This window comes from Ruthenibacterium intestinale (assembly GCF_040096265.1).
In the GTDB taxonomy this organism is placed as follows: domain Bacteria; phylum Bacillota; class Clostridia; order Oscillospirales; family Ruminococcaceae; genus Ruthenibacterium; species Ruthenibacterium komagatae.
The window spans coordinates 12,991-33,302 of sequence record NZ_JBBMFA010000106.1; the positions used below are offsets into that span (position 1 = coordinate 12,991).

Genomic DNA, 20,312 nt, shown 5'->3' on the forward strand with positions numbered 1-20,312 from the left:
GAGTTATTTAAATTTGCTATGATTTCATCATTGTACGGAATTACTTTCAGCAGGAGGAAACAACAATGGAAATATTAAGAGTTGAAAATGTTTGCAAAACATACCACACAGGTGAAACCACAGTGAATGCCTTGACCGATATTTCATTTTCAGTGCAAAAAGGAGAATTTGTTGCAATAATTGGCGCATCTGGCTCTGGTAAATCCACTTTGCTCCATATTCTCGGCGGTATTGATCGTCCCACATCAGGCGAAGTAATTGTAGATGGTCAGAGTGTGTATGAACAAACGGAAGATCAACTTGCCGTGTTTCGCAGACGCCAAGTAGGACTGATTTACCAGTTCTATAACTTGATTCCGGTCTTGAATGTAGAGGAAAATATTACCCTGCCTATTAGGCTGGATGGGCGAAAAATAAATAAGAAGCGTTTAGCAGAATTGTTAGAGGTACTTGGCTTAACAAAGCGTAGAAAGCATTTGCCAAGTCAGCTTTCAGGTGGGCAGCAACAACGTGTGTCCATTGGTCGTGCGCTTATTAACGCTCCTGCAATTCTCTTAGCTGATGAACCTACGGGAAACCTGGATACACAAAACACACAAGAAATCATGCAACTTTTGAAAGCTTCTAATAAATCCTATCATCAAACGATTGTCCTGATTACCCATGACCGGGAAATCGCTTTACAAGCAGATCGGATTTTGGAAATACAGGATGGTCAGCTTGTCAGGGATGAGGTGATTCGCTGATGGAAACAATATTTACCCTTACATTAAGGACACTGCAACAAAACAAAAAGCGTGCATTTCTTACGATTTTCACGATCATTCTTTCGGTAGGTATGATGACTGCTGTCTTGTGTGGCGGCTGGTCCATGCTTCGCTTTTTGCAAGAGAAAGAAGCCGTATACGGTGGAGATTATGCGTATCGTATTGAACTCACCTCGCAGCAGCAAGCGGAAACTCTTATGCAAGGAAAGAATATAGAGAATGTGTCGTTGCTACGTTTCGCTGGAAGTAGTTTTTACGGAGAACCATCTAATAAAAATTTGCTTGCCATTGCAGAAATCAACGATGCATTTGTCGAAAATTTTTATCTGGAACAATATTTACTGGAAGGCCGTTACCCGTTCAATGAAAATGAAATTGTCTTAACGCAAGATTTTATTGACGATAATGGGCTTACATTCTCTGTTGGGGATACGATACAACTTTTACTTGGTACGCGAGTGTGGGACGAAATCGACACAGAGTTATATGGATTAGTAAATTATCTGGGTGATAGGGAAAGTTTTCACCCAGATACTGCGGAGCGGACATATACCATTGTTGGTATTGTATCTGAAATGAATGGGTCTAAAGTAGCCAGTGACTTTAACGCTTATATCGGAATTAGCAATAATGAAACTAATTTATCGGCATTTGTAAAGTGCAAGGATATTTCTAAGTCTATATACGCCGAAGCGGAAGAAAATGCAAAAGCAGTTGGTGGTATTGTGTCAGCATTCCATTCTGATTTGCTCATTTATCATGGTGTGACTGCGGGTAAGGGAGCTGTAAAGATGATTGCGGCTGTTGCTGTAGTTATTTTATTGCTAATGGCTGCTTGCTCTGCCATGATTAGCAATGTCCTTTCGATTTCTCTGCAGGAACGCATTAAGCAGCTTGGTATGCTTGCGAGTATCGGTGCAACAAGTAAACAGAAGAAAGCCAGCGTTACCATGGAAGCCTTTCTACTTGGCATAATTGGTATTCCATTGGGCCTGTTATTTGGTTTGGGTTTAACGGTTGTTGTTCTGGCAATGATACGGATTTCCTTTAAAGACACTTTTACTTTTGGAATGATTGAGCTAAAAACATATATTTATTGGCTCCCTTTTCTCCTGGGAGCAATTTCAGGTATTGGTTCTTTGTTTTTTGCTTGTAAAACTCCGGGAAAAATCGCTTCAAAAGTTACAGTAATCGATACATTGAAGCAAACCAACATTTATCAAGTAAAGCAAAAATGGATAACGCATGGAAAACTAATGTCAATATTTTTTGGAATCTACGGATCGTTGGCTTCAAAAAATATCCATCGGAATCCGAAACGCTTTCGTGCGATAACGCTTTCTATTTTTTTAGCTGTGGTTCTTGGGTTATCCTTGTATAGTTTTTCGGATTTTATGCTTTTTCAAACATCTATGGATATGAAAGAAGATGGTTCAAGTTATACAGATGTTCAAGCTGCTGTTCCGTATAAAGATTTAGCAACTGCTGCGAAAGCAATTTCTGATGAGGGTATTTCAGCAGACATATCCTATCGTATTTCCCGATACATGACAGCTGCATTTGAGGAAGAAAATATCAATTCAGATATGGCGGGATACTTTATAAATGGCAACTTTGCAGAATTATATGTTGTGGGTATTGATGAAGAACATTTTCGCGCTATTTGTAAAGAAAATGATTTGAATTATACAGGATATGATGGCAAGCCAAATCACGGAATACTATTCAATCATGCAACTGGGAATTATGGTACGTCTCCAAATCGTGTTGTAGTTGGTTCTCCGTTTGTGCTTGAAAATGGGTGTAAAATCGAACTGGAATACGGCGACGATACAAATAAAACGGTCATTGTTCAAGATATTGTGAATGGAAATAATGCGAGTATTCAATCACAATTTGTTCAAGATAGAGCTGTCTTGATTGTTCCAATGTCTTTTTTTCAGTGGCTGCTGAATGATGATACCGCTATTGAACTTACCATTAACACCGCACAGCACGAAGAAGTTGCGGAGTGTTTAGCGGATACGGGATTTTTTCAAGTGGTTGATGTGGCAAGTACAACGGAAAATTCCCGCCAGACATATATGCTTCTCAAAATGATGGTTTGCATCTTCACGGTCTTAATGACAATGATTATTGGACTAAATGTATGCAATACGATTTCAAATACCATAGATGTCCGTAGAAGTGAGTTTGCAGTATTGCGATCTGTTGGCATGACATCTGGTGGTTTAAAGAAAATGTTACTTTTGGAATCTGTATTATATGGCATGAAGTCGCTGATATTTGCAATACCGATCAGCTTAATCATTCATTATGTCATGTATTCCATGATTTCGAAAGGAATGACCCCATTTGTGTTTTATATCAATTGGGGAGCATACGGAATCGCTGTTATTATGGTTGCACTTGTAGTAGTAACGGCAATGCTGTTTTCTTTGCGAAGTATTGAAAAGGTTGAAATTGTGAAAGAATTGAAAACTGGGAGCATGTAGTTCAAGACAATCGGGAATTAGGCACATCTCGTAAAATGAAAGGAAAGAAATGAAATGAACAAAAAACATATTACTCATGGCAAGTTGAAAGTATTTATGATATTATTTTTGGCTGTTATTTTGATTGTTCTGGTTGTAGTATGCGCCAAGAAAATTAAACTTTCTCAAAACGAAAAAAATATTATCGGCACATGGAAAAACAGCAATTCAGAAAATGTAATTACAGTTCAAGACAGTGACACTCTAATACTGTACAAAGACATTCCTGAAGCAGGTTTATATCATGGTAATGCTTCTTATCATTTCAGTTACACAGATACTATCTGTGTAACACAGGATGACATCAGTGCGGAGTTTTGTGTTGATGTTGATGAAAATCAATTGATAATCTACTTTGCGGGTCAGGTATATTTAGTGTTGCAAAAATAGTAACAGCGCGTAAATCAATTAAAGTATGTAGCATCATAGTACATATCGGAAAGCAGGACTCTCACCAGCTTTCAGTTACCATCCGAAAATCCAAGGCAACGCCTATTCTGATTCTGGCTTCCCAATTTTGTCATGCGGAGCACATGTGGGTATTTCGGCAAGGCGCACACGCATACATTTGAGAGCTGTATTTGACAGAGAAGTTTCTGGCAAAGGCTCAGGCACTCATACAGTTATATTGTGAGCTAAAGAAGTAGCTGGAAATATGCTATACGCTGGCTTTCGGCAAAGACCTTGTGATTGAGCCATTATTCAGGTGAGTGATACTTTATCATCGCTCATTTTGAAAGGGATGGACAAGAAAATAAAACAAACACAATATTTCTAATACTCTGCCGGACGACGGCAAAAGAAAAAAAGCCGTCGTAGCGCAGACAATTTGACACGCCCATTTGAAACGGCGGCTTTGATTTCAGAGCCGCCGTTTCTTTTCGTCTACGCTAAACCAACGACGACCTAACACCGTGTAAATCCACGGCGGCACATAGGAGGATTGCCGCCGTGTCTATTTTTGCCTTTTTTCACAGTCCCCATGACCTGCACCAGCTAAAAAAAGCCTGTTCCCAGCAGCGGAGCAATGCGGTCAGAAGTATGCACTATACCATGTAACAAAACAGCAAAATAGATTCCATTGCGCTCGTATGGCTTTATGCCGTCCGGGCGCTTTTTTGTCCATATGGAGCCGGAACATCGGGTCAGCATGGCCCGAACTTTATCCCCGGAGCCGCGCCCCGCCGCCTCATTCAGATTTACTAAAAAAATCTGAATGGAGGAAAGGCAGATGGAAGTTACCATCAATTATAACGGACAAGCTGTAGCCGTGGAGGTTACGCTGGAAGTCTATGAATTTCTTGACCGGGCCGATCATAAAACGGAGAACCTGTTCCATGAACAGCGGCGGCATTGGGATGGCCGGGAGTTTGACGAGTACATCATTACCACCGAGGGTGTAGGGGTCTACGGCGAAACGCCGGAGGAATACCTTTGCCGCATGGAAACGCTGCATGAGCTGATAGCTGTTCTGGACACCTGTACCGAGGCCCAGCGCCGCCGGTTCCTGCTCTATGCGCTTGACGGACTAAGCCTTGCAGAGATCGGTGTGCTGTGCGGCTGCTCCAAAGTGGCTGTTTATCAAAGTGTGGAGGCGGTCAGGAAAAAATTTATAAATTTCTTTGAGAACAGGCTTAACGAATGACCTGTTTTCTGGCTACCAAGTGAAAGGGATCATTTCCCTTATCTCAGCGAGGGGCGGACAGCGGACGAGCTGCCCGCCTCTCCGATTTTCAGGAGGTAAGCCTATGAAAACAATCAATCTGCGGTGGATGTATCCCCACTACCGGCATGACGAGTTTGTGGATGTTACGGACGAGGTGTGGGCAGCGATGTATCAGGCCAAGCGGGAGATGGAGAACTATGAGCGTCGGAAAGTCTACCACCGCGCCTACTACTCTCTGGACGCATACAGCTGGCTGGAAAATTACGCACTGGAACACAGCAGATCGCCGGAAGATATTTTGCTGGAACGAGAAGAAATGACCACCCGCCTATACCTGATTGCAGCTCTGCCGGTGGCTCTGGCTCATGCCACTCCGACACAGGCCCGCCGTGTTCACGCCTACTACATCGCCGGTATCAAGCAGCCGGAAATCGCCCAGAGAGAGGGTATCCATAGCAGTAAGGTCAGCGTTGCCATCCACCGGGGGCTGCGGAATATGCGCCGCTGCTATGATGACCTTTTTCAAACAGAGTGAGGGCGTGCCTATGCAGACCATCAATCTCAAACAATATTATCCATTTTTCAAAGAGGACATTTTTGTGGAGGTGTCCGATGAGATCGTCGAAGCGTTTCTTCTGGACAAGAGAGCCGAGGCCGCCAGAGATCGCAAGATGTTCCGGTATAAGGCGTTTTATTCCCTTGATTGTAACGATGGAATCGAAAATGCTGCCATCGGCTGGGCGCAGCCATCGCCGGAGGACTACCTGATAGAAAAAGAAGAATTAGCCGAATACGAAGAACTGATACGGCGATTGTACGAAGCCATTTCTTCCCTGCCGCCTATGCAGGCTCGCCGTGTCCATGCCCGCTATATGCTGGGTATGAAAGTGAAAGATATTGCCGCAATGGAGGGTATCACGCCAGCACAGGCGGGAAAATCCATCCACGCTGCACTGCGGAGGCTGCGCCGGTACTTTGCTCGACAGAAATGGACGGTCAATCTATGAGTATTTTCAAAGAAAAGAGGTGCCTGACATGAACGAAAAAATTACAGCCCACCCCCAAAAAGAAGAACGGGAGAAAGTCCTGAAGGAGATTCGGCAGCTTGAAAACCGAAAGAAGATTTTGGAGAACAAGCAGCGCAACGAGGAACGCAAGGCCCGCACCCGCCGCCTGATTGAGCGCGGAGCCATTTTGGAGGGTATTTTTCCGCTGGCTCCCAACCTTTCCGGCGCAGAGGTCAAAGCATTTCTGATTGCCCTGTCCCATCTTCCGGGGGCTGTGGAATTGACTGCAAACCTGCCAAAATCCGGGAACACGCCGTAAGTCCCTTGTTTACAAGGGCGCACTTATACACCGTTTCCGGTGCTGTGCGCCCTGCCGGGGGCGTTGCGTACTTCGTCCGCGATGGGGCGCTACACTCCCCAAACCCCTTGTGCGCCCCGCGCAGCCAGACACCCGCTTCGCGTCTGTCCGGCTCCACGGAGCCTAAATACCCCTTACCGAAAGGAGGTGCCACCCATAGATTTTTGTCATATTCCCGTTAGTATCATCAAGCGCAGCGCGGGCCGTTCTGCCGTTGCCGCAGCTGCTTACCGCAGCGGAACCAAGCTGACAAATGAATGGGATGGAATGACCCATGACTACACCCGGAAAGGCGGCATTGTCCATGCGGAGATCATGCTGCCTGACCACGCCCCGCGGTCATTTGCAGACCGTTCTATCCTCTGGAACAGCGTGGAGCAAATCGAGAAAGCAAGGGACAGCCAGCTTGCCCGCGAGATTGAAGCAGCCCTGCCCCGTGAACTGTCCGGCGAACAACAGCTTGCCCTTGTGCGCGCCTATGTGAAGGACAACTTTGTAGACAAAGGAATGTGCGCCGACTTTGCTATCCATGACAAGGGAACCGGCAACCCTCATGTCCATATCATGCTGACCGTCCGGCCCCTGAAAGAAAATGGCGCATGGGGCGCAAAGTGCCGCAAGGCATACGACCTGGACGAAAACGGCCAGCGTATCCCGGACGGGAAAGGCGGCTGGAAGAACCACCGGGAGGACACCACCGACTGGAACGACAAAGGGAATGTGGAGATTTGGCGGGCGGCATGGGCGGCCTGCACCAACCAGGCACTGGAGGCCGCCGGTCATCCCGCCCTGGTAGACCACCGTAGCTACAAGCGGCAGGGCATTGATAAGATTCCCTCTGTCCATCTGGGGCCAGCTGCCAGCCAAATGGAAAAGCGCGGTATCCACACCGACAAGGGCGAAGTAAACCGGCAGATCGCTGCCGACAACAAGCTGCTGAAAGAAATCAAAGCCCGCATTACCCGTCTTTATTGCTGGTCGAAAGCCGAAACGGAAAAACCACAAACACAGCAAAGCAGCTTGACAGCTTTGTGGGAGGCTCAGCAGCAGTTGAACGCTCCCCACACCCGCACCGGCAAAATCCGAGCTTTGCAGGAGAGCGCCGCCCTGTTCAGCTTTTTGCAGGCAAACGGCATCCAGTCCATGCAGCAGCTCCATGAAAAAATAGCAGATATGAACACCCGATACTATGACCTGCGGGGAAAAATCGTCAAGGCCGAGCGCCGGATCGCCATTCTTACCGAACGCGGGGAGATGTGGGAACAGTACAACCAGTACAAGTCCATCCACAAGCAGCTTGCCAAAGTAAAGCCGGAAAAACGGGAACAGTTTGAACAGCGCCACAGTCGGGAACTGATTCTGTATGACGCAGCGGCCCGGTATCTGAAAGAACTGAAAGACAGCGGCGAGGCAATCACCCCGAAGGCATGGCAGTGGGAGATCGACCAGCTGACCGCCGGAAAGCAGACGGACACGCTTGCCATGAAATCCATGAGGGAGGATTTGAAAGCAGTGGAACGGCTCCGCAAAACCGCCGAGCAGCTGTCCCGACAGGAACGGGACAAGTCTCACGACCGTGGGCCGGAGCGGTAAAGGCTACCGCGTTTTGGCGTACCCCTGTCAAGTGCGTCGCGTTTCACGACATACCTTTGCATACAGAAAAACCGCCGTACAGGTTTCCCCATACGGCGGCAGACTGTTTATTTGCCGAACAAGTCGCTGTGTGTGCCGGTGCGGGCCAGCGTCAGCACCAGAACATCATCCTCTATGCGATAGACAAGCAGCCAGTCCGGGAGAATATGACATTCCCGATGGCCTGCCCAATCGCCGGACAGGTCATGGTCGCGGTTCTTATCCGGCAGCGGCTCGCCCATTGCCAGCAATGCTACGACCTGCTCCAGCAGCTCAATCTTCAAGCCACGCTTGATGGCTCGTTTGTAGTCCTTTTTGAAACTGGTCGTGTACTTGACGGTATATTTGGTTTCTTTCATCTTTTCAGGTCAGCAAACAACTCGTCAAGGTCATTGTAGCCCTTTACAGACGGGTCTTTTGCAATCCTTTCCGCTTCCAGCATGGCAGCAACCGTTTCTTTGTTCGGCTGTTCCAGCCTTACTTCAAAGGGAATGCCGCCTTCACGAAGCGACTGGCGCACAAAGATGTTAAACGCCGTAGTCAGGTTCATGCCAAGTTCAGTAAACAGTGCGTCCGCCTGTGCTTTCAAATCTGCGTCCATGCGGATACTGATGTTTGTGGTATTTCCAGCCATACGATCAACCCCTTTCTGCTGGCAATTATAGTATATGCCATTTGCACGAAGAAAACAATACTTTGCACGAATATTTAACAATAAATTCATTCAAGGAGGTTACCGGCTTTATGAAAGAAATCATTTATGAAGAACAATAAGTCTGAACCTATCCCCGTCATGGATTACCGCCAGTACCGCAGAGTGCGGAGGCTGGTGCATGAGTGCTGTAACTACATCGACGGAAACTGTATCGCCCTGGACGATGGGGAGGAATGTGTCTGTGTCCAGTCTATTTCCTACTCCCTGTTGTGCAGGTGGTTTCGGGCGGCGGTATTGCCGCAGGATAAGGAACTGGAAACGGCGCTGTTCCACCGGCTGAATGCGAAGAAATGCGCCATATGTGGGGCGCTGTTTACCCCCGGTTCCAACCGGGCCAAATACTGCCCGGAATGTGCCGCACGCATGAAGCGGATCAACGCCGCAAAGCGCAAGCGGAAACAACGGGAGAAATGTCACGCTTTAGGGGCTGAAAAACCCTTGTAAATCAAGGATTTTTTCGAGGGTGTCAAAGGCAGGCTGATAGATTTATCTTCCGCCCCCTAAAACGGCCTTAAAATGCGTACAGAATCCCAAGAGAAACCCCAAGGAGGAACCCTATGTCAGACAATCGAAAATATTATTATCTGAAACTCAAAGAAAACTATTTTGACGATGATTCCATCGTGCTGCTGGAAAGTATGCAGGATGGTGTGCTGTATTCCAACATTCTGCTCAAGCTGTATCTGAAATCGCTGAAACATGGTGGACGGCTTCAGCTTGACGAGGACATTCCTTACACGGCGCAGATGATCGCCACCATCACCCGCCAGCAGATCGGCACTGTGGAGAGAGCCTTGCAGATCTTTTTGAAGCTGGGCCTTGTGGAAGTGCTGGACAGCGGCACATTCTACATGAGCAACATCGAACTTTTAATCGGCCAGTCCTCTACCGAGGCTGAGCGAAAGCGGGCTGCGAGGCTCCAAAATAAGGCTCTTTCTGCGCCCCGGACAAACGGCGGACATTTGTCCGACATTCGTCCACCAGAGATAGAGAAAGAGATAGAGAAAGAGATAGAGATAAAGAGAGAGATAGAGAAGGGACGCTCCGCCCGCGCCTATGGCCGTTACCAGAATGTTTTCCTGACGGACGAGGAAATGGCAGACTTGCAGGCCAGCTTTCCCACCGTATGGGGCCAGTACATCGAAAAGCTGTCCGAGTACATGGCCTCTACCGGCAAGCGGTATCAGAGCCATGCAGCGACCATCCGGCGCTGGGCCGGTGAGGACGCTAAAAAAGCTGGCACACCCTCACGCAACCGGGATTACAGCGTAAAGGAGGATGAAACCGTATGATTGAGATTACCGCAGAAATCCGGGCGCTGATCGACAAGGCAGCCGCCGGTGTGGAACTGGCCGGGGACGAGTACATAGACCCGGCAGACGGTCTCATTCACTGTAAGAAGTGCGGCGGCCAGAGGCAGACCGTTGTGCCATGCTTTGGGAAATCCGGCTACTTTATGCCGCGCTGCATCTGCCAGTGCCAGAGGGAGGCTGAGGAGCAGCGCAAGGCTGCTGAAGAACGGCAGCGCCGCATGGAGCGTATCAAACGCCGAAAGGCACAGGGTTTGCAAGACCGCTATCTCTATGACTACACCTTTGCCAACGACAACGGCAAAAACCCATTGATGGACAAGGCCCGCGCCTATGTGGAGAACTGGAAGGAGGCATATAAAAACAACACCGGCCTGCTGTTGTTCGGGGATGTGGGAACCGGCAAATCTTTTTTCGCCGGATGTATCGCCAACGCCCTGCTTGACCGGGATGTGCCGGTGCTGATGACGAACTTTCCCACCATCCTGAACCGCCTGACGGGGATGTTTTCCGAGGACAGGGCCGACTTTATCGCCAGCTTTGATGAGTACGACCTGCTTATCATTGACGATCTGGGAGTAGAGCGCAGTACCGAATATGCTATGGAGCAGATGTTTTTCGTCATCGACAGCCGCTACCGCAGCCGCAGGCCCATGATTATCACAACAAACATGAAACTGTCCGAGCTGAAAAACCCGCCTGATCTGGCCCACGCCCGTATCTATGACCGTATTTTGGAACGGTGTGCGCCGATTCTTTTTGACGGGAAGAATTTCCGGGAAGAAAATGCCGGTGCTACCCGACAGGCAGCAAAAGACATTGTAAACAGTAAGCAAGACTGATTTTTTACCGGGCGGCACAGACCCGTTCGGAGAAAGGAGCGCCATGAACAGAGAACCCCGTACTATGCAGGTGGCAGACGCCGCTACTGCGTCCAGAGCGCCGGAAAACACGCCAGCGATGGTAAAGAAAATCGGTAAGACAACCTACAAGGTTCATGTCCATTTCAGCAATACCAGCACAGAAACCATGAGCGATAAAATCAAGCGTATGCTCAAAAATGAAATTCAGCAGATGTGACAGACTGATAAACGAAGCCGCCTTGTGCTAAACTGATGATGGTTCGCACCAAAATTTTTGTCAAGGAGGACACGAAAATGCTTTACACAGAAAAAGAGAAGCATGAAATTGAGCGAGTAAAGGAGGTCTTTGCGGAACATCTGCGGCAAAGCCCTGATTTTGAACTGCTCTGGTCGGACAAGGTAGGCTATGTCTGGCTGGCGATTGGCGTAAATCCAGTCTATGTGGATACCGGTATCAGAATCGAATCTGCCGCCGATCTCTGTTACAGGTGTTTGGACGATGTAGCTACGGATGTTTTATATATGACAGGCAACGATCATGCACTGGAAGCAGCCGACCCGCTGGAATTGGCCGAAATCAAGCGGCGCTGGGAGCCATATATCAACCAGCTGCCAGACTATGCGTATCTCTGCAAAGACCTGCTGAACGGAAAAATGTAATCTATCAAACGAGGTGTCAGGAGCCATACAGTGCTTCTGGCACCTTTTTTGTAGATTTTTGTGAATTTGATTAAAAAGTCCTTGACAATTTGTCTCTGGCAAAACCGCGAAGTCGATTTTGATTTCCTGCGGTGCAAGGCTTGCGCCCTTCGACATTGCAGAGCTGCGGGAGCTGATGAGCTACGATGAGATGGAACTGGACACCATCGGAGACCGGAAGACGGCGCTGTTCGTCATCATTTCCGACACCGATGACACCTTCAATTTCGTCGTGGCGATCATGTATTCCCAGCTCTTCAACCTTCTCTGCGACAAAGCAGATGACGTTTACAACGGACGGCTTCCCGTCCATGTGCGCTGTCTGCTCGACGAGTTTGCGAACATCGGTCAAATCCCGAAGTTTGATAAGCTCATCGCAACCATACGAAGCCGGGAAATCTCGGCGTCAATCATCTTGCAGTCCCAGTCTCAGCTCAAGACCATCTACAAGGATGCGGCGGACACCATCACGGGCAACTGTGACTGCACACTTTTCCTCGGCGGCAAGGAGAAATCCACGCTCAAGGAAATCAGCGAGGTGCTGGGCAAGGAGACAATCGACCTTTACAACACCTCAGAAACCCGTTCCAACAACAACTCTTATGGCTTGAACTATCAGAAGACCGGCAAGGAACTGATGTCTCAGGATGAGATCGCCGTCATGGACGGAGCAAAGTGTATTTTGCAGCTTCGAGGCGTGAGACCTTTTCTCAGTAACAAATACGACATTACGAAGCATCCAAAATACCGGCAGCTCTCCGACTACGATAAGCGGAACGCCTTTGACATCGAGAAGTACCGGCAGCACAAGCTGGTAGTCAAGCCCGATGACACATTCGACCTCTATGATATGGGCGAGGTCGAAGTAGATTAAAGCCCCGTCGCTGCACTGCGCAGTGGGTAAAGCCTGATGGCTCATCCCAAAGCAGAACAGCGACGGGGCTTCTTTTTTTATGCCCATTTTCAAAAATACACACTCAACTTTCATCGATTCAAGGAGGAAAATCTATGGCTTTCATCAATCAGGCTGTCACGGTTCTTCAGACGCTCGTTATCGCCCTCGGTGCCGGTCTTGCGGTGTGGGGTGTTGTCAACCTCATGGAAGGCTACGGCAACGACAACCCCGGCGCCAAGTCTCAGGGCATCAAGCAGCTCATGGCTGGCGGCGGTGTGGTGCTGATCGGCACGACCCTCATCCCCCTGCTCTCCGGTTTGTTCGGCTAATCCACGGCAAGCCCAGCTTAACCGAAGGGTGGTGAAATATTGGGCAGCATTTTAGAAAAGATCGAACAGGCTCTCAAGGATATGCTAATCGGATGGATCGAGAGCAACCTGACCAATATGTTCACCGATGTCAACGAGAAGGTAGGAACGATTGCCGCCGAGGTCGGGCAAACCCCGTCCGGCTGGAACGGCGGCGTGTACCAGATGATCCGGGGACTATCCGAAAACGTGATAGTCCCCATCGCTGGTATCATCATCACCTTTGTTTTGTGCTACGAGCTGATTTCCATGATCACCGAGAAAAACAACCTTCACGACATGGACACTTGGATGTTCTTCAAGTGGTTTTTCAAGGCGGCTGTGGCGATTTATCTCGTGACACACACGTTTGACATCGTGATGGCAGTATTCGACATCGGGCAGAACGTGGTTTCCGGTGCAGCAGGAGTAATCCACGGCAACACCAGCATTGACATTGACGCGACGATTGCGCAGATGCGTACCGGCATGGAGAACATGGGTGTCGGAGAACTGCTCGGACTGTCGATAGAAACGCTTCTGATCAGCCTGTGCCTCAAAATCATGGCGATCCTCATTACGGTTATTCTCTACGGGCGCATGATTGAGATTTACTGCACCGTGAGCATTGCGCCTATTCCCATCGCAACCATGAGCAACCGCGAATGGGGCAGCATCGGCACGAACTATCTGAAAGGCTTGTTCGCTCTGGCATTTCAGGGCTTTCTCATCATGGTCTGCGTCGGCATCTATGCGGTGCTGATCAACGGCATGATCATCGCAGACAACATTCATTCGGCTCTGTTCTCTGTGGCAGCGTACACGGTCATTCTGTGCTTCTCGCTGTTCAAGACCGGAAGCCTCGCAAAATCCATCTTCCATGCGCACTAAGGAGGTCGGCAGCATGAAGAAGTACAGCATCATCTACGCCGATCCCCCTTGGGCGTATCGGACTTACTCCAAGAAGGGACAGGGACGGTCGGCGGAAAGCCACTACCCGACGATGTGCATTGAAGACATCAAGGCACTTCCGGTCGGTGAGCTTGCCGCTAAGGACTGCGCTCTGTTTCTCTGGATCACGTTCCCGTGCCTCTGTGAAGCACTCGAAGTGCTGACGGCATGGGGATTTTCTTATAAGACCGTGGCTTTTGTATGGGTGAAGCAAAACCGAAGGAACGACGATCTCTTTACCGGCATGGGCTACTGGACAAGGGCGAATGCCGAAATCTGCATCCTTGCTACAAAGGGACACCCGAAGCGTGTTGACGCCGGTGTGCGTCAGGTCATTCTCAGTCATATTGAAGAGCATTCCAAAAAGCCGGATGAAGCGCGGGAGCGCATTGTTCGGCTCATGGGAGACCTTCCCCGCGTGGAGCTTTTTGCCCGTCAGTCTCCCGAAGGCTGGGACGTTTGGGGCAACGAGGTCGAATGCACGGCTCATCTTCCTATGGAGGAAACACCATGCTGCGGCTAAAACCCATCTCTCTTCGTGACGCCAACGAGTATGTCCGGAAGTATCACCGACATCACAAGCCGGTTGCCGGTCACAAGTTTTCCATTGGCTGTGAAGCAGACGGTGAGCTGGTCGGTGTAATCATCGCCGGGCGTCCCGTCAGCCGGTATCTGGATGACGGCTTCACATTGGAGGTCACAAGGCTATGCACCAACGGGGCGAAGAACGCTTGCAGCTTTCTCTACGGTGCGGCGGCAAGAGCTGCTGCGGCTATGGGCTATAAGCGCATCATCACATACACGCTGGAAAGCGAAAACGGTGCAAGCCTTCGGGCTTCCGGCTGGATCTGTCAAGGCAAAGCGGGTGGGCTTCGCTGGACGGGCAAGCGTCAGCCGAAGGAGGATCAATATCCCGCGCAAATGAAGCTGCGCTACGAAAAGCAGCTTAGAAAGGAGGAAACAGTCAATGGCATTTGTTCCGGTCCCGAAGGATCTTAACCGCGTCAAAACGAAGGTCATGTTCAACCTGACCAAGCGGCAGCTTATTTGCTTTTCCATCGCTGCGGCAGTCGGCGTCCCGATCTTCTTTCTGGCGAAGGCGCATCTCGACTTGTCTACGGCGGCAATGCTGATGGTGGTGATCATGCTCCCGTTCATCTTCTTCGCGCTTTACGAGAAGGACGGTCAGCCCGCCGAAAAGTATCTGTACCACATCGTACAGTCCATGTTCATCCGGGACAAGGTGCGCCCCTATCGCACAAACAATCTCTACGCTGAAATTCAGCAGAAAATCAAAGAACAGGAGGAATTGCAGCTTGAAGAACAGCACAGCAAAGGCAAAGCCTAAGATGACCGTCAAAAACGGCGTCGTTTACGGCGATGCCCTTTCCGCTCAGGAAAAGAAGCGGATCGTCATGCAGAAGAAAAAGGACAGGAAGGCAAAGAAAGTCCGCAAGTCCGCCCAGCAGACCATCCCCTATGTGGAGATGTGCCGTGACGGTATCTGCAAGGTGAACAGCCGCCTCTACACGAAGTCCATCGCCTTTGAGGACATCAACTACCAGCTTGCGCAGAACGAGGACAAAACTGCCATCTTTGAGAACTGGTGCGACTTTCTGAACTACTTTGATAGCTCGATTTTCGTCCAGCTCTCCTTCATCAATCAGAAGGCAAGCCTCAATGAGTTCCGCAAGCGCATCAACATTCCGGCACAGGAGGACGCCTTCAACGACATCCGCTCCGAGTATTCCGGTATGCTGCAAAGCCAGCTCACCAAGGGCAACAACGGACTGGTCAAGAGGAAGTACATCACCTTCGGCATTGAGGCAGACTCCCTCCGCACGGCAAAGCCGAAGCTCGAACGCATTGAAACCGATATTCTCAACAACTTCAAAACCCTCGGTGTGAAAACCGAGCCGCTGTCCGGCTACGAGCGGCTGAAAGTGCTTCATGATGTGTTCAACATGGACACCAATGAGCCGTTCCGCTTTTCCTTCGATATGGTTGCCCGGACAGGACTCAGCACGAAGGACTTCATCGCGCCCACTTCCTTTGACTTCCGTGAAGGCAAGTGCTTCAAGATGGGCAGAACCATTGGCGCGGTGAGCTTCCTGCAAATCCTCGCGCCGGAACTCAATGACCGTATGCTTGCCGACTTCCTTGAGATGGACAGCAACATCACGGTCAATTTTCATATCCGGACGATTGACCAGGCAAAGGCAATCAAGAGCATCAAGTCGAAGATCACCGACCTCGACAAAATGAAGATCGAGGAACAGAAAAAAGCAGTCCGCTCCGGCTACGACATGGACATCAGTGCGACTCGTTCCTGAACAAAGCCTTCGTGGTTGAAGGACAAAATCAGGCACTAACAAAAGAACGAAAATTTCAGATGTTAGGAGAACTAACAATCCAAGAGGTGGAATGATGGGGTAACGCCCTGAAACGCCCCCTTAATACTCCGACTGGCGGGTGTAAGTGAAAACTGACCTGTCAGAAGCTCGGTGAAGTCGGCTGAGAGTAGCCGTATGGATTGCTGGATAATTACCAGCCCCACGAAAGCTGTCCAGAGGTGGACGGTGCTACCTATAGGCCGGAGGTCTACAAAATACCCAAGGTCAGAATGTTTGAAATATGACTGACGAAAACCGCGAATGTAAGGGTCTATACCATGACGGCATAGAAATGTGCTGGTAGCGTTCATCGCTAATCAGTGTGGTGGAGTAAAAATTGATGTTATGAAACACCATAGCACGTTACAGGCGTGTTCAAGCTGACAGGCTTAAAGCGGAGACCTAAAGGTATATGTAAAGATAGGATTGTTGGAACGAGGAAAGGCAGTAGGCTTCTACCATTAGGAAGTAAGCAGACGAATCATATAAGCTGCTGTACTACTGCTGAAAAGCAGAGGTCGAACTGATGATGTTTTCTGCGAAAAAGAGGAAAACGGAAGAATGGCCTCAAGTCAGTCAAACAGGCAACTTAGCACTTAGTCGCAATTAGGATTGCGAGTATGACAAAAAGAAGTCACTCGCCGTAAAGGAGAGTGATGCCTGATGCCAAATGAGAAGAAACCAAAAACCAAATGCGTGGAGTATCTCCGCCATGCTGAATACTACGATATGCAAAGTACCTTTGATGAACTGTATGCCAGAAGTCAGGCAGGAGAAATTTTCGAGAACCTGATGGATGTGATACTTTCAAGAGAAAATATCCTGCTGGCCTATCGGAACATCAAATCCAATACCGGGAGTATTACGCCGGGAACAGACAAGCTGGAGATTTCTGATATTGGTAAACTTACCGCTGATGAAGTCACAGCAAGGGTACGCAAAATCGTCAAGGGAGCTAAAAACGGCTACACCCCAAGAAGCGTAAGACGCAAAGACATCCCAAAACCAAACGGGAATACCAGGCCACTGGGAATCCCTTGTATCTGGGATAGATTGGTACAGCAATGTATCAAGCAGGTCATGGAACCTATCTGCGAAGCCAGGTTCAGCAACAATAGCTATGGATTCCGTCCAAATCGGTCGGTTGAAAATGCGATAGCGGCAATCTACAGGCTTATGCAAAAGTCAGGACTTCACTATGTAGTAGAGTTTGACATAAAAGGTTTCTTTGACAATGTAGACCACTCAAAGCTGATAAAGCAGCTATGGTCGCTGAATATTCGGGATAAAGAACTGCTCTATGTAATCCGCAGGATTCTCAAAGCGCCAATACTCATGCCGAACGGTCATACAGAACACCCAACAAAGGGAACGCCGCAAGGCGGAATTATTTCCCCATTATTGGCAAATGTGGTGCTGAATGAACTTGACCATTGGATAGAAAGCCAATGGCAGTGCAACCCGGTAACGGAAAACTACGCTTACAGAGAAAATGCGGCGGGCTGTCCGATACAAAGCCATGCGTACCGGGCAATGCGGAATACACGGCTGAAAGAAATATATATCGTCAGATATGCAGATGATTTTCGGATTCTTTGCAGGACAAAAGAACAGGCAGACCGGACGCTGATTGCGGTAACGCAATGGCTGAAAGAACGCCTGCGCCTTGATGTTTCACCGGAGAAAACGAGAGTTGTTGACGTCAGACGGAGCTATTCTGAATTTCTCGGATTCAAAATCCGACTACGCAAAAAGGGGAAAAAGTACGTCGTTCAATCGCACATGTGCGATAAAGCATACAAAAAGGTTAAAGCCAGCCTGACTAAACAAGTCGGAAATATCAAATTTCCCAGAAAAGGACGTGGAGAAGCCGGGGAAGTACGGCTGTTCAACTCCATGGTTATGGGAATCCAGAATTACTACCAGTTAGCCACTGACATCAGCATAGACTGCGGTGATATTGGCAGAACTGTTAATACAGTTCTCAAAAACAGGCTGAAATCTGGAAAGACACACCGGCTGAAAAAGGAAGGCCGTGACCTGACAAAAATGGAAATCCAAAGATATGGGAAATCGGAGCAACTAAGATATATAGCACAATCCAAAGAACCGATTTATCCAATAAGCTATGTTCAATGTAAAAATCCAATGAGTCAGCGGCGAAAAGTGTGCGCTTACACAGCGGCAGGAAGAAGTGAAATCCATGACGATTTGCGGATAAACACTTTCTTACTGCTACAGCTAATGAGAGCGCCTACATACAGCCGCAGTACAGAGTATGCGGATAACCGTATCTCACTGTTCTCCGCTCAATGGGGAAAATGTGCGGTAACGGGAAAGAAATTTCAGTGTATATCAGAAATTCACTGCCATCACAAGAAGCCAAAAGGAATTGGAGGCAGAGATAAGTATGAAAATCTGGTATTGGTGCTTGCACCAGTACATGAACTGATACACGCAATTGATGAGGACACTATTCGTTCTTATCTCACCGCTCTTAAATTGGATACTTCACAGCTCACAAAGCTGAACAAACTGCGAACATTGGCAAAAAGGAAACCCATTGATTTGGAGAAGCCAAATCTTACGAATAATTCTCATAATGGTATGACTAAGGAGACTAAGAAATCTGTTTGATTGATGGAACGCCGGATGCGGTGAAAGTCGCATGTCCGGTGTGAAGCGGGGGAAAAGCTGGAGATAACTTCAAAGGCTTACCTATCGCTATTCCCGTCCGATCTCGCTACCTTCGGCGGCGAGGCAAAGCGTCTGTTGCAGGATCTCCAGACCCGCAACGAGAGACTGTTCCTCGTGACCATCCTCATCATGAATACGGCAACCAATCGCCAGAAGCTCGAAAATGCGGTGTTCCAGACCGCCGCCATTGCCCAAAAGTATAACTGTGCGCTCAAGCGTCTTGACTTTCAGCAGGAGGAAGGGCTGATGTCCTCTCTGCCTATCGGCGTCAATCAGGTGGAGATCGAACGCGGACTGACCACTTCCAGCACGGCGGTTTTCGTGCCGTTCACCACGCAGGAGCTTTTTCAGGGCGGCGAAGCTCTCTACTACGGGCTGAACGCGCTGTCCAACAACATGATCATGGTTGACCGCAAGCAGCTCAAAAACCCCAACGGGCTGATCTTGGGTACACCCGGTTCCGGTAAGTCCTTCTCTGCCAAGCGCGAAATGACGAACGCCTTCCTCATCACGGAGGATGACATCATCGTCTGCGACCCCGAAGCCGAGTATTTCCCCCTTGTACAGAAGCTCGGCGGTCAGGTCATCCGCATCTCGCCGGTCAGCACGGATTATATCAATCCGCTGGACATCAACACGAACTACTCCGAAGAGGAAAACCCGCTGACGCTGAAATCCGACTTCATTCTCTCCATGTGCGAGCTGATTGTCGGCGGCAAGGACGGCTTGCAGCCGGTTGAGAAGACCATCATTGACCGCAGCGTCCGCATGGTCTATCAGGAGTTTCTTGCAGACCCCAAGCCGGAGAAAATGCCGATCCTCGAAGACCTCTACAACATTCTGAGAAATCAGAAGGAGCCGGAGGCACAGCGCATCGCAACTGCCCTTGAAATCTATGTTCACGGCTCTCTGAACGTCTTCAATCACAGAACGAATGTGGATGTCAACAACCGCTTTGTCTGCTATGACATCCGCGAACTCGGCAAGCAGCTCAAAAAGCTCGGTATGCTGATCGTGCAGGATCAGGTGTGGAACAGAGTTACCATCAACCGCGCCCAGCACAAGGCAACGCGCTACTACATGGACGAGTTCCACCTTTTGCTGAAAGAGGAACAGACCGCCGCGTACAGCGTGGAAATCTGGAAGCGTTTCAGAAAATGGGGCGGCATCCCGACCGGAATCACGCAGAACGTCAAGGATCTTCTTGCCTCCCGCGAGGTGGAGAACATTTTTGAAAACTCGGATTTTGTCTACCTTCTGAATCAGGCATCCGGCGACCGGCAGATTCTCTCGAAGGCGCTGAACATCTCGCCCAGCCAGCAGAACTACATCACCAATTCCAACGCCGGTGAGGGGCTGATCTTCTACGGCTCGACCATCGTTCCCTTCAAGGACGATTTCCCGAAGGACACCCAGCTTTACCGCATCATGACCACCCGCTTAGAAGAAACCGTACAGAACTAAGGAGGATTTTGAAT

The 20,312-nt window shown here is 49.0% G+C and carries 22 protein-coding genes and 2 pseudogenes; 22 read left to right on the top strand and 2 right to left on the bottom strand.

What is annotated here, in order from left to right:
* The first annotated feature begins 65 nt into the window (after positions 1-65).
* From WMO24_RS13025 to mobQ, 8 genes are all read left to right on the top strand, one after another.
* A complete protein-coding gene (locus tag WMO24_RS13025; protein ID WP_055214727.1) occupies positions 66-746 on the top strand; it encodes an ABC transporter ATP-binding protein in 681 nt (226 codons plus the stop codon).
* On the top strand, positions 746-3,262 hold the full coding sequence (locus WMO24_RS13030) for an ABC transporter permease (protein WP_349150052.1): 2,517 nt from the start codon (positions 746-748) through the stop codon (positions 3,260-3,262). The genes WMO24_RS13025 and WMO24_RS13030 overlap by 1 nt, the downstream gene beginning before the upstream one ends.
* A gap of 54 nt (positions 3,263-3,316) precedes the next feature.
* Positions 3,317-3,691 (top strand): hypothetical protein, encoded by a 375-nt coding sequence (locus WMO24_RS13035; protein ID WP_055303505.1) that lies wholly within the window; start codon positions 3,317-3,319, stop codon positions 3,689-3,691.
* Positions 3,692-4,532: 841 nt separating this feature from the next.
* Positions 4,533-4,946, top strand: a complete 414-nt coding sequence (locus WMO24_RS13040; protein WP_349150053.1) for an RNA polymerase sigma factor — start codon at positions 4,533-4,535, stop codon at positions 4,944-4,946.
* A gap of 103 nt (positions 4,947-5,049) precedes the next feature.
* Complete coding sequence (locus WMO24_RS13045; protein WP_118014041.1) at positions 5,050-5,502, top strand: RNA polymerase subunit sigma-24; 453 nt, start codon at positions 5,050-5,052, stop codon at positions 5,500-5,502.
* Positions 5,503-5,512: 10 nt separating this feature from the next.
* Positions 5,513-5,974 (top strand): RNA polymerase sigma factor, encoded by a 462-nt coding sequence (locus tag WMO24_RS13050; protein ID WP_118014042.1) that lies wholly within the window; start codon positions 5,513-5,515, stop codon positions 5,972-5,974.
* Positions 5,975-6,002: 28 nt separating this feature from the next.
* Complete coding sequence (locus WMO24_RS13055; RefSeq protein ID WP_118014045.1) at positions 6,003-6,293, top strand: DUF3847 domain-containing protein; 291 nt, start codon at positions 6,003-6,005, stop codon at positions 6,291-6,293.
* 186 nt (positions 6,294-6,479) lie between these two features.
* Positions 6,480-7,925, top strand: coding sequence for a MobQ family relaxase (gene mobQ / locus WMO24_RS13060; protein ID WP_349150054.1), 1,446 nt, complete (start codon positions 6,480-6,482; stop codon positions 7,923-7,925).
* Between the two features lie 107 nt (positions 7,926-8,032).
* Here the strand turns inward: mobQ and WMO24_RS13065 are convergent, their stop codons facing one another.
* Together WMO24_RS13065 and WMO24_RS13070 are read right to left on the bottom strand one after the other, a co-directional pair.
* A complete protein-coding gene (locus WMO24_RS13065; protein WP_002596328.1) occupies positions 8,033-8,323 on the bottom strand; it encodes a type II toxin-antitoxin system YafQ family toxin in 291 nt (96 codons plus the stop codon).
* Positions 8,320-8,598, bottom strand: a complete 279-nt coding sequence (locus tag WMO24_RS13070; RefSeq protein WP_005924829.1) for a type II toxin-antitoxin system RelB/DinJ family antitoxin — start codon at positions 8,596-8,598, stop codon at positions 8,320-8,322. The genes WMO24_RS13065 and WMO24_RS13070 overlap by 4 nt, the downstream gene beginning before the upstream one ends.
* A 126-nt stretch (positions 8,599-8,724) precedes the next feature.
* Here WMO24_RS13070 and WMO24_RS13075 point away from each other — a divergent pair, with 126 nt between their 5' ends.
* The 14 genes and pseudogenes from WMO24_RS13075 to WMO24_RS13140 all read left to right on the top strand — a co-directional run bounded on the left by WMO24_RS13075 (position 8,725) and on the right by WMO24_RS13140 (position 20,298).
* Positions 8,725-9,123 carry a cysteine-rich VLP domain-containing protein gene (locus WMO24_RS13075; RefSeq protein WP_035304094.1) on the top strand — a complete coding sequence of 133 codons (399 nt, stop codon included), beginning with the start codon at positions 8,725-8,727 and terminating at the stop codon, positions 9,121-9,123.
* Between the two features lie 113 nt (positions 9,124-9,236).
* Complete coding sequence (locus WMO24_RS13080) at positions 9,237-9,971, top strand: phage replisome organizer N-terminal domain-containing protein (protein WP_349150055.1); 735 nt, start codon at positions 9,237-9,239, stop codon at positions 9,969-9,971.
* Positions 9,968-10,831, top strand: a complete 864-nt coding sequence (locus WMO24_RS13085) for an ATP-binding protein (RefSeq protein ID WP_009589134.1) — start codon at positions 9,968-9,970, stop codon at positions 10,829-10,831. The genes WMO24_RS13080 and WMO24_RS13085 overlap by 4 nt, the downstream gene beginning before the upstream one ends.
* 64 nt (positions 10,832-10,895) lie before the next feature.
* A complete protein-coding gene (locus tag WMO24_RS13090) occupies positions 10,896-11,069 on the top strand; it encodes a transposon-encoded TnpW family protein (RefSeq protein WP_005924807.1) in 174 nt (57 codons plus the stop codon).
* 77 nt (positions 11,070-11,146) lie between these two features.
* Positions 11,147-11,512 (top strand): hypothetical protein, encoded by a 366-nt coding sequence (locus WMO24_RS13095; protein WP_009589131.1) that lies wholly within the window; start codon positions 11,147-11,149, stop codon positions 11,510-11,512.
* Between the two features lie 85 nt (positions 11,513-11,597).
* Positions 11,598-12,425: pseudogene (locus WMO24_RS13100) on the top strand (VirD4-like conjugal transfer protein, CD1115 family); the annotation flags it as partial.
* Between the two features lie 134 nt (positions 12,426-12,559).
* Positions 12,560-12,775, top strand: coding sequence for a Maff2 family mobile element protein (locus WMO24_RS13105; protein ID WP_005934794.1), 216 nt, complete (start codon positions 12,560-12,562; stop codon positions 12,773-12,775).
* 39 nt (positions 12,776-12,814) lie between these two features.
* Positions 12,815-13,684, top strand: a complete 870-nt coding sequence (locus WMO24_RS13110) for a VirB6/TrbL-like conjugal transfer protein, CD1112 family (RefSeq protein ID WP_005934793.1) — start codon at positions 12,815-12,817, stop codon at positions 13,682-13,684.
* Positions 13,674-14,267 (top strand): MT-A70 family methyltransferase, encoded by a 594-nt coding sequence (locus WMO24_RS13115; RefSeq protein ID WP_081365654.1) that lies wholly within the window; start codon positions 13,674-13,676, stop codon positions 14,265-14,267. Before WMO24_RS13110 ends, WMO24_RS13115 begins: the two co-directional genes overlap by 11 nt.
* Positions 14,255-14,743: an XF1762 family protein gene (locus WMO24_RS13120; RefSeq protein WP_349216845.1), complete on the top strand. Its 489-nt coding sequence runs from the start codon at positions 14,255-14,257 to the stop codon at positions 14,741-14,743. Before WMO24_RS13115 ends, WMO24_RS13120 begins: the two co-directional genes overlap by 13 nt.
* Positions 14,712-15,092 (top strand): PrgI family protein, encoded by a 381-nt coding sequence (locus WMO24_RS13125; RefSeq protein WP_148336318.1) that lies wholly within the window; start codon positions 14,712-14,714, stop codon positions 15,090-15,092. Before WMO24_RS13120 ends, WMO24_RS13125 begins: the two co-directional genes overlap by 32 nt.
* Before the next feature lies 1 nt (position 15,093).
* A pseudogene (locus WMO24_RS13130) lies at positions 15,094-16,059 on the top strand (VirB4-like conjugal transfer ATPase, CD1110 family); the annotation flags it as partial.
* 741 nt (positions 16,060-16,800) lie between these two features.
* Positions 16,801-18,774 (top strand): group II intron reverse transcriptase/maturase, encoded by a 1,974-nt coding sequence (gene ltrA / locus WMO24_RS13135; RefSeq protein WP_155205146.1) that lies wholly within the window; start codon positions 16,801-16,803, stop codon positions 18,772-18,774.
* A gap of 57 nt (positions 18,775-18,831) precedes the next feature.
* Positions 18,832-20,298 (top strand): VirB4-like conjugal transfer ATPase, CD1110 family, encoded by a 1,467-nt coding sequence (locus WMO24_RS13140; RefSeq protein WP_494338180.1) that lies wholly within the window; start codon positions 18,832-18,834, stop codon positions 20,296-20,298.
* Positions 20,299-20,312: the final 14 nt, after the last annotated feature.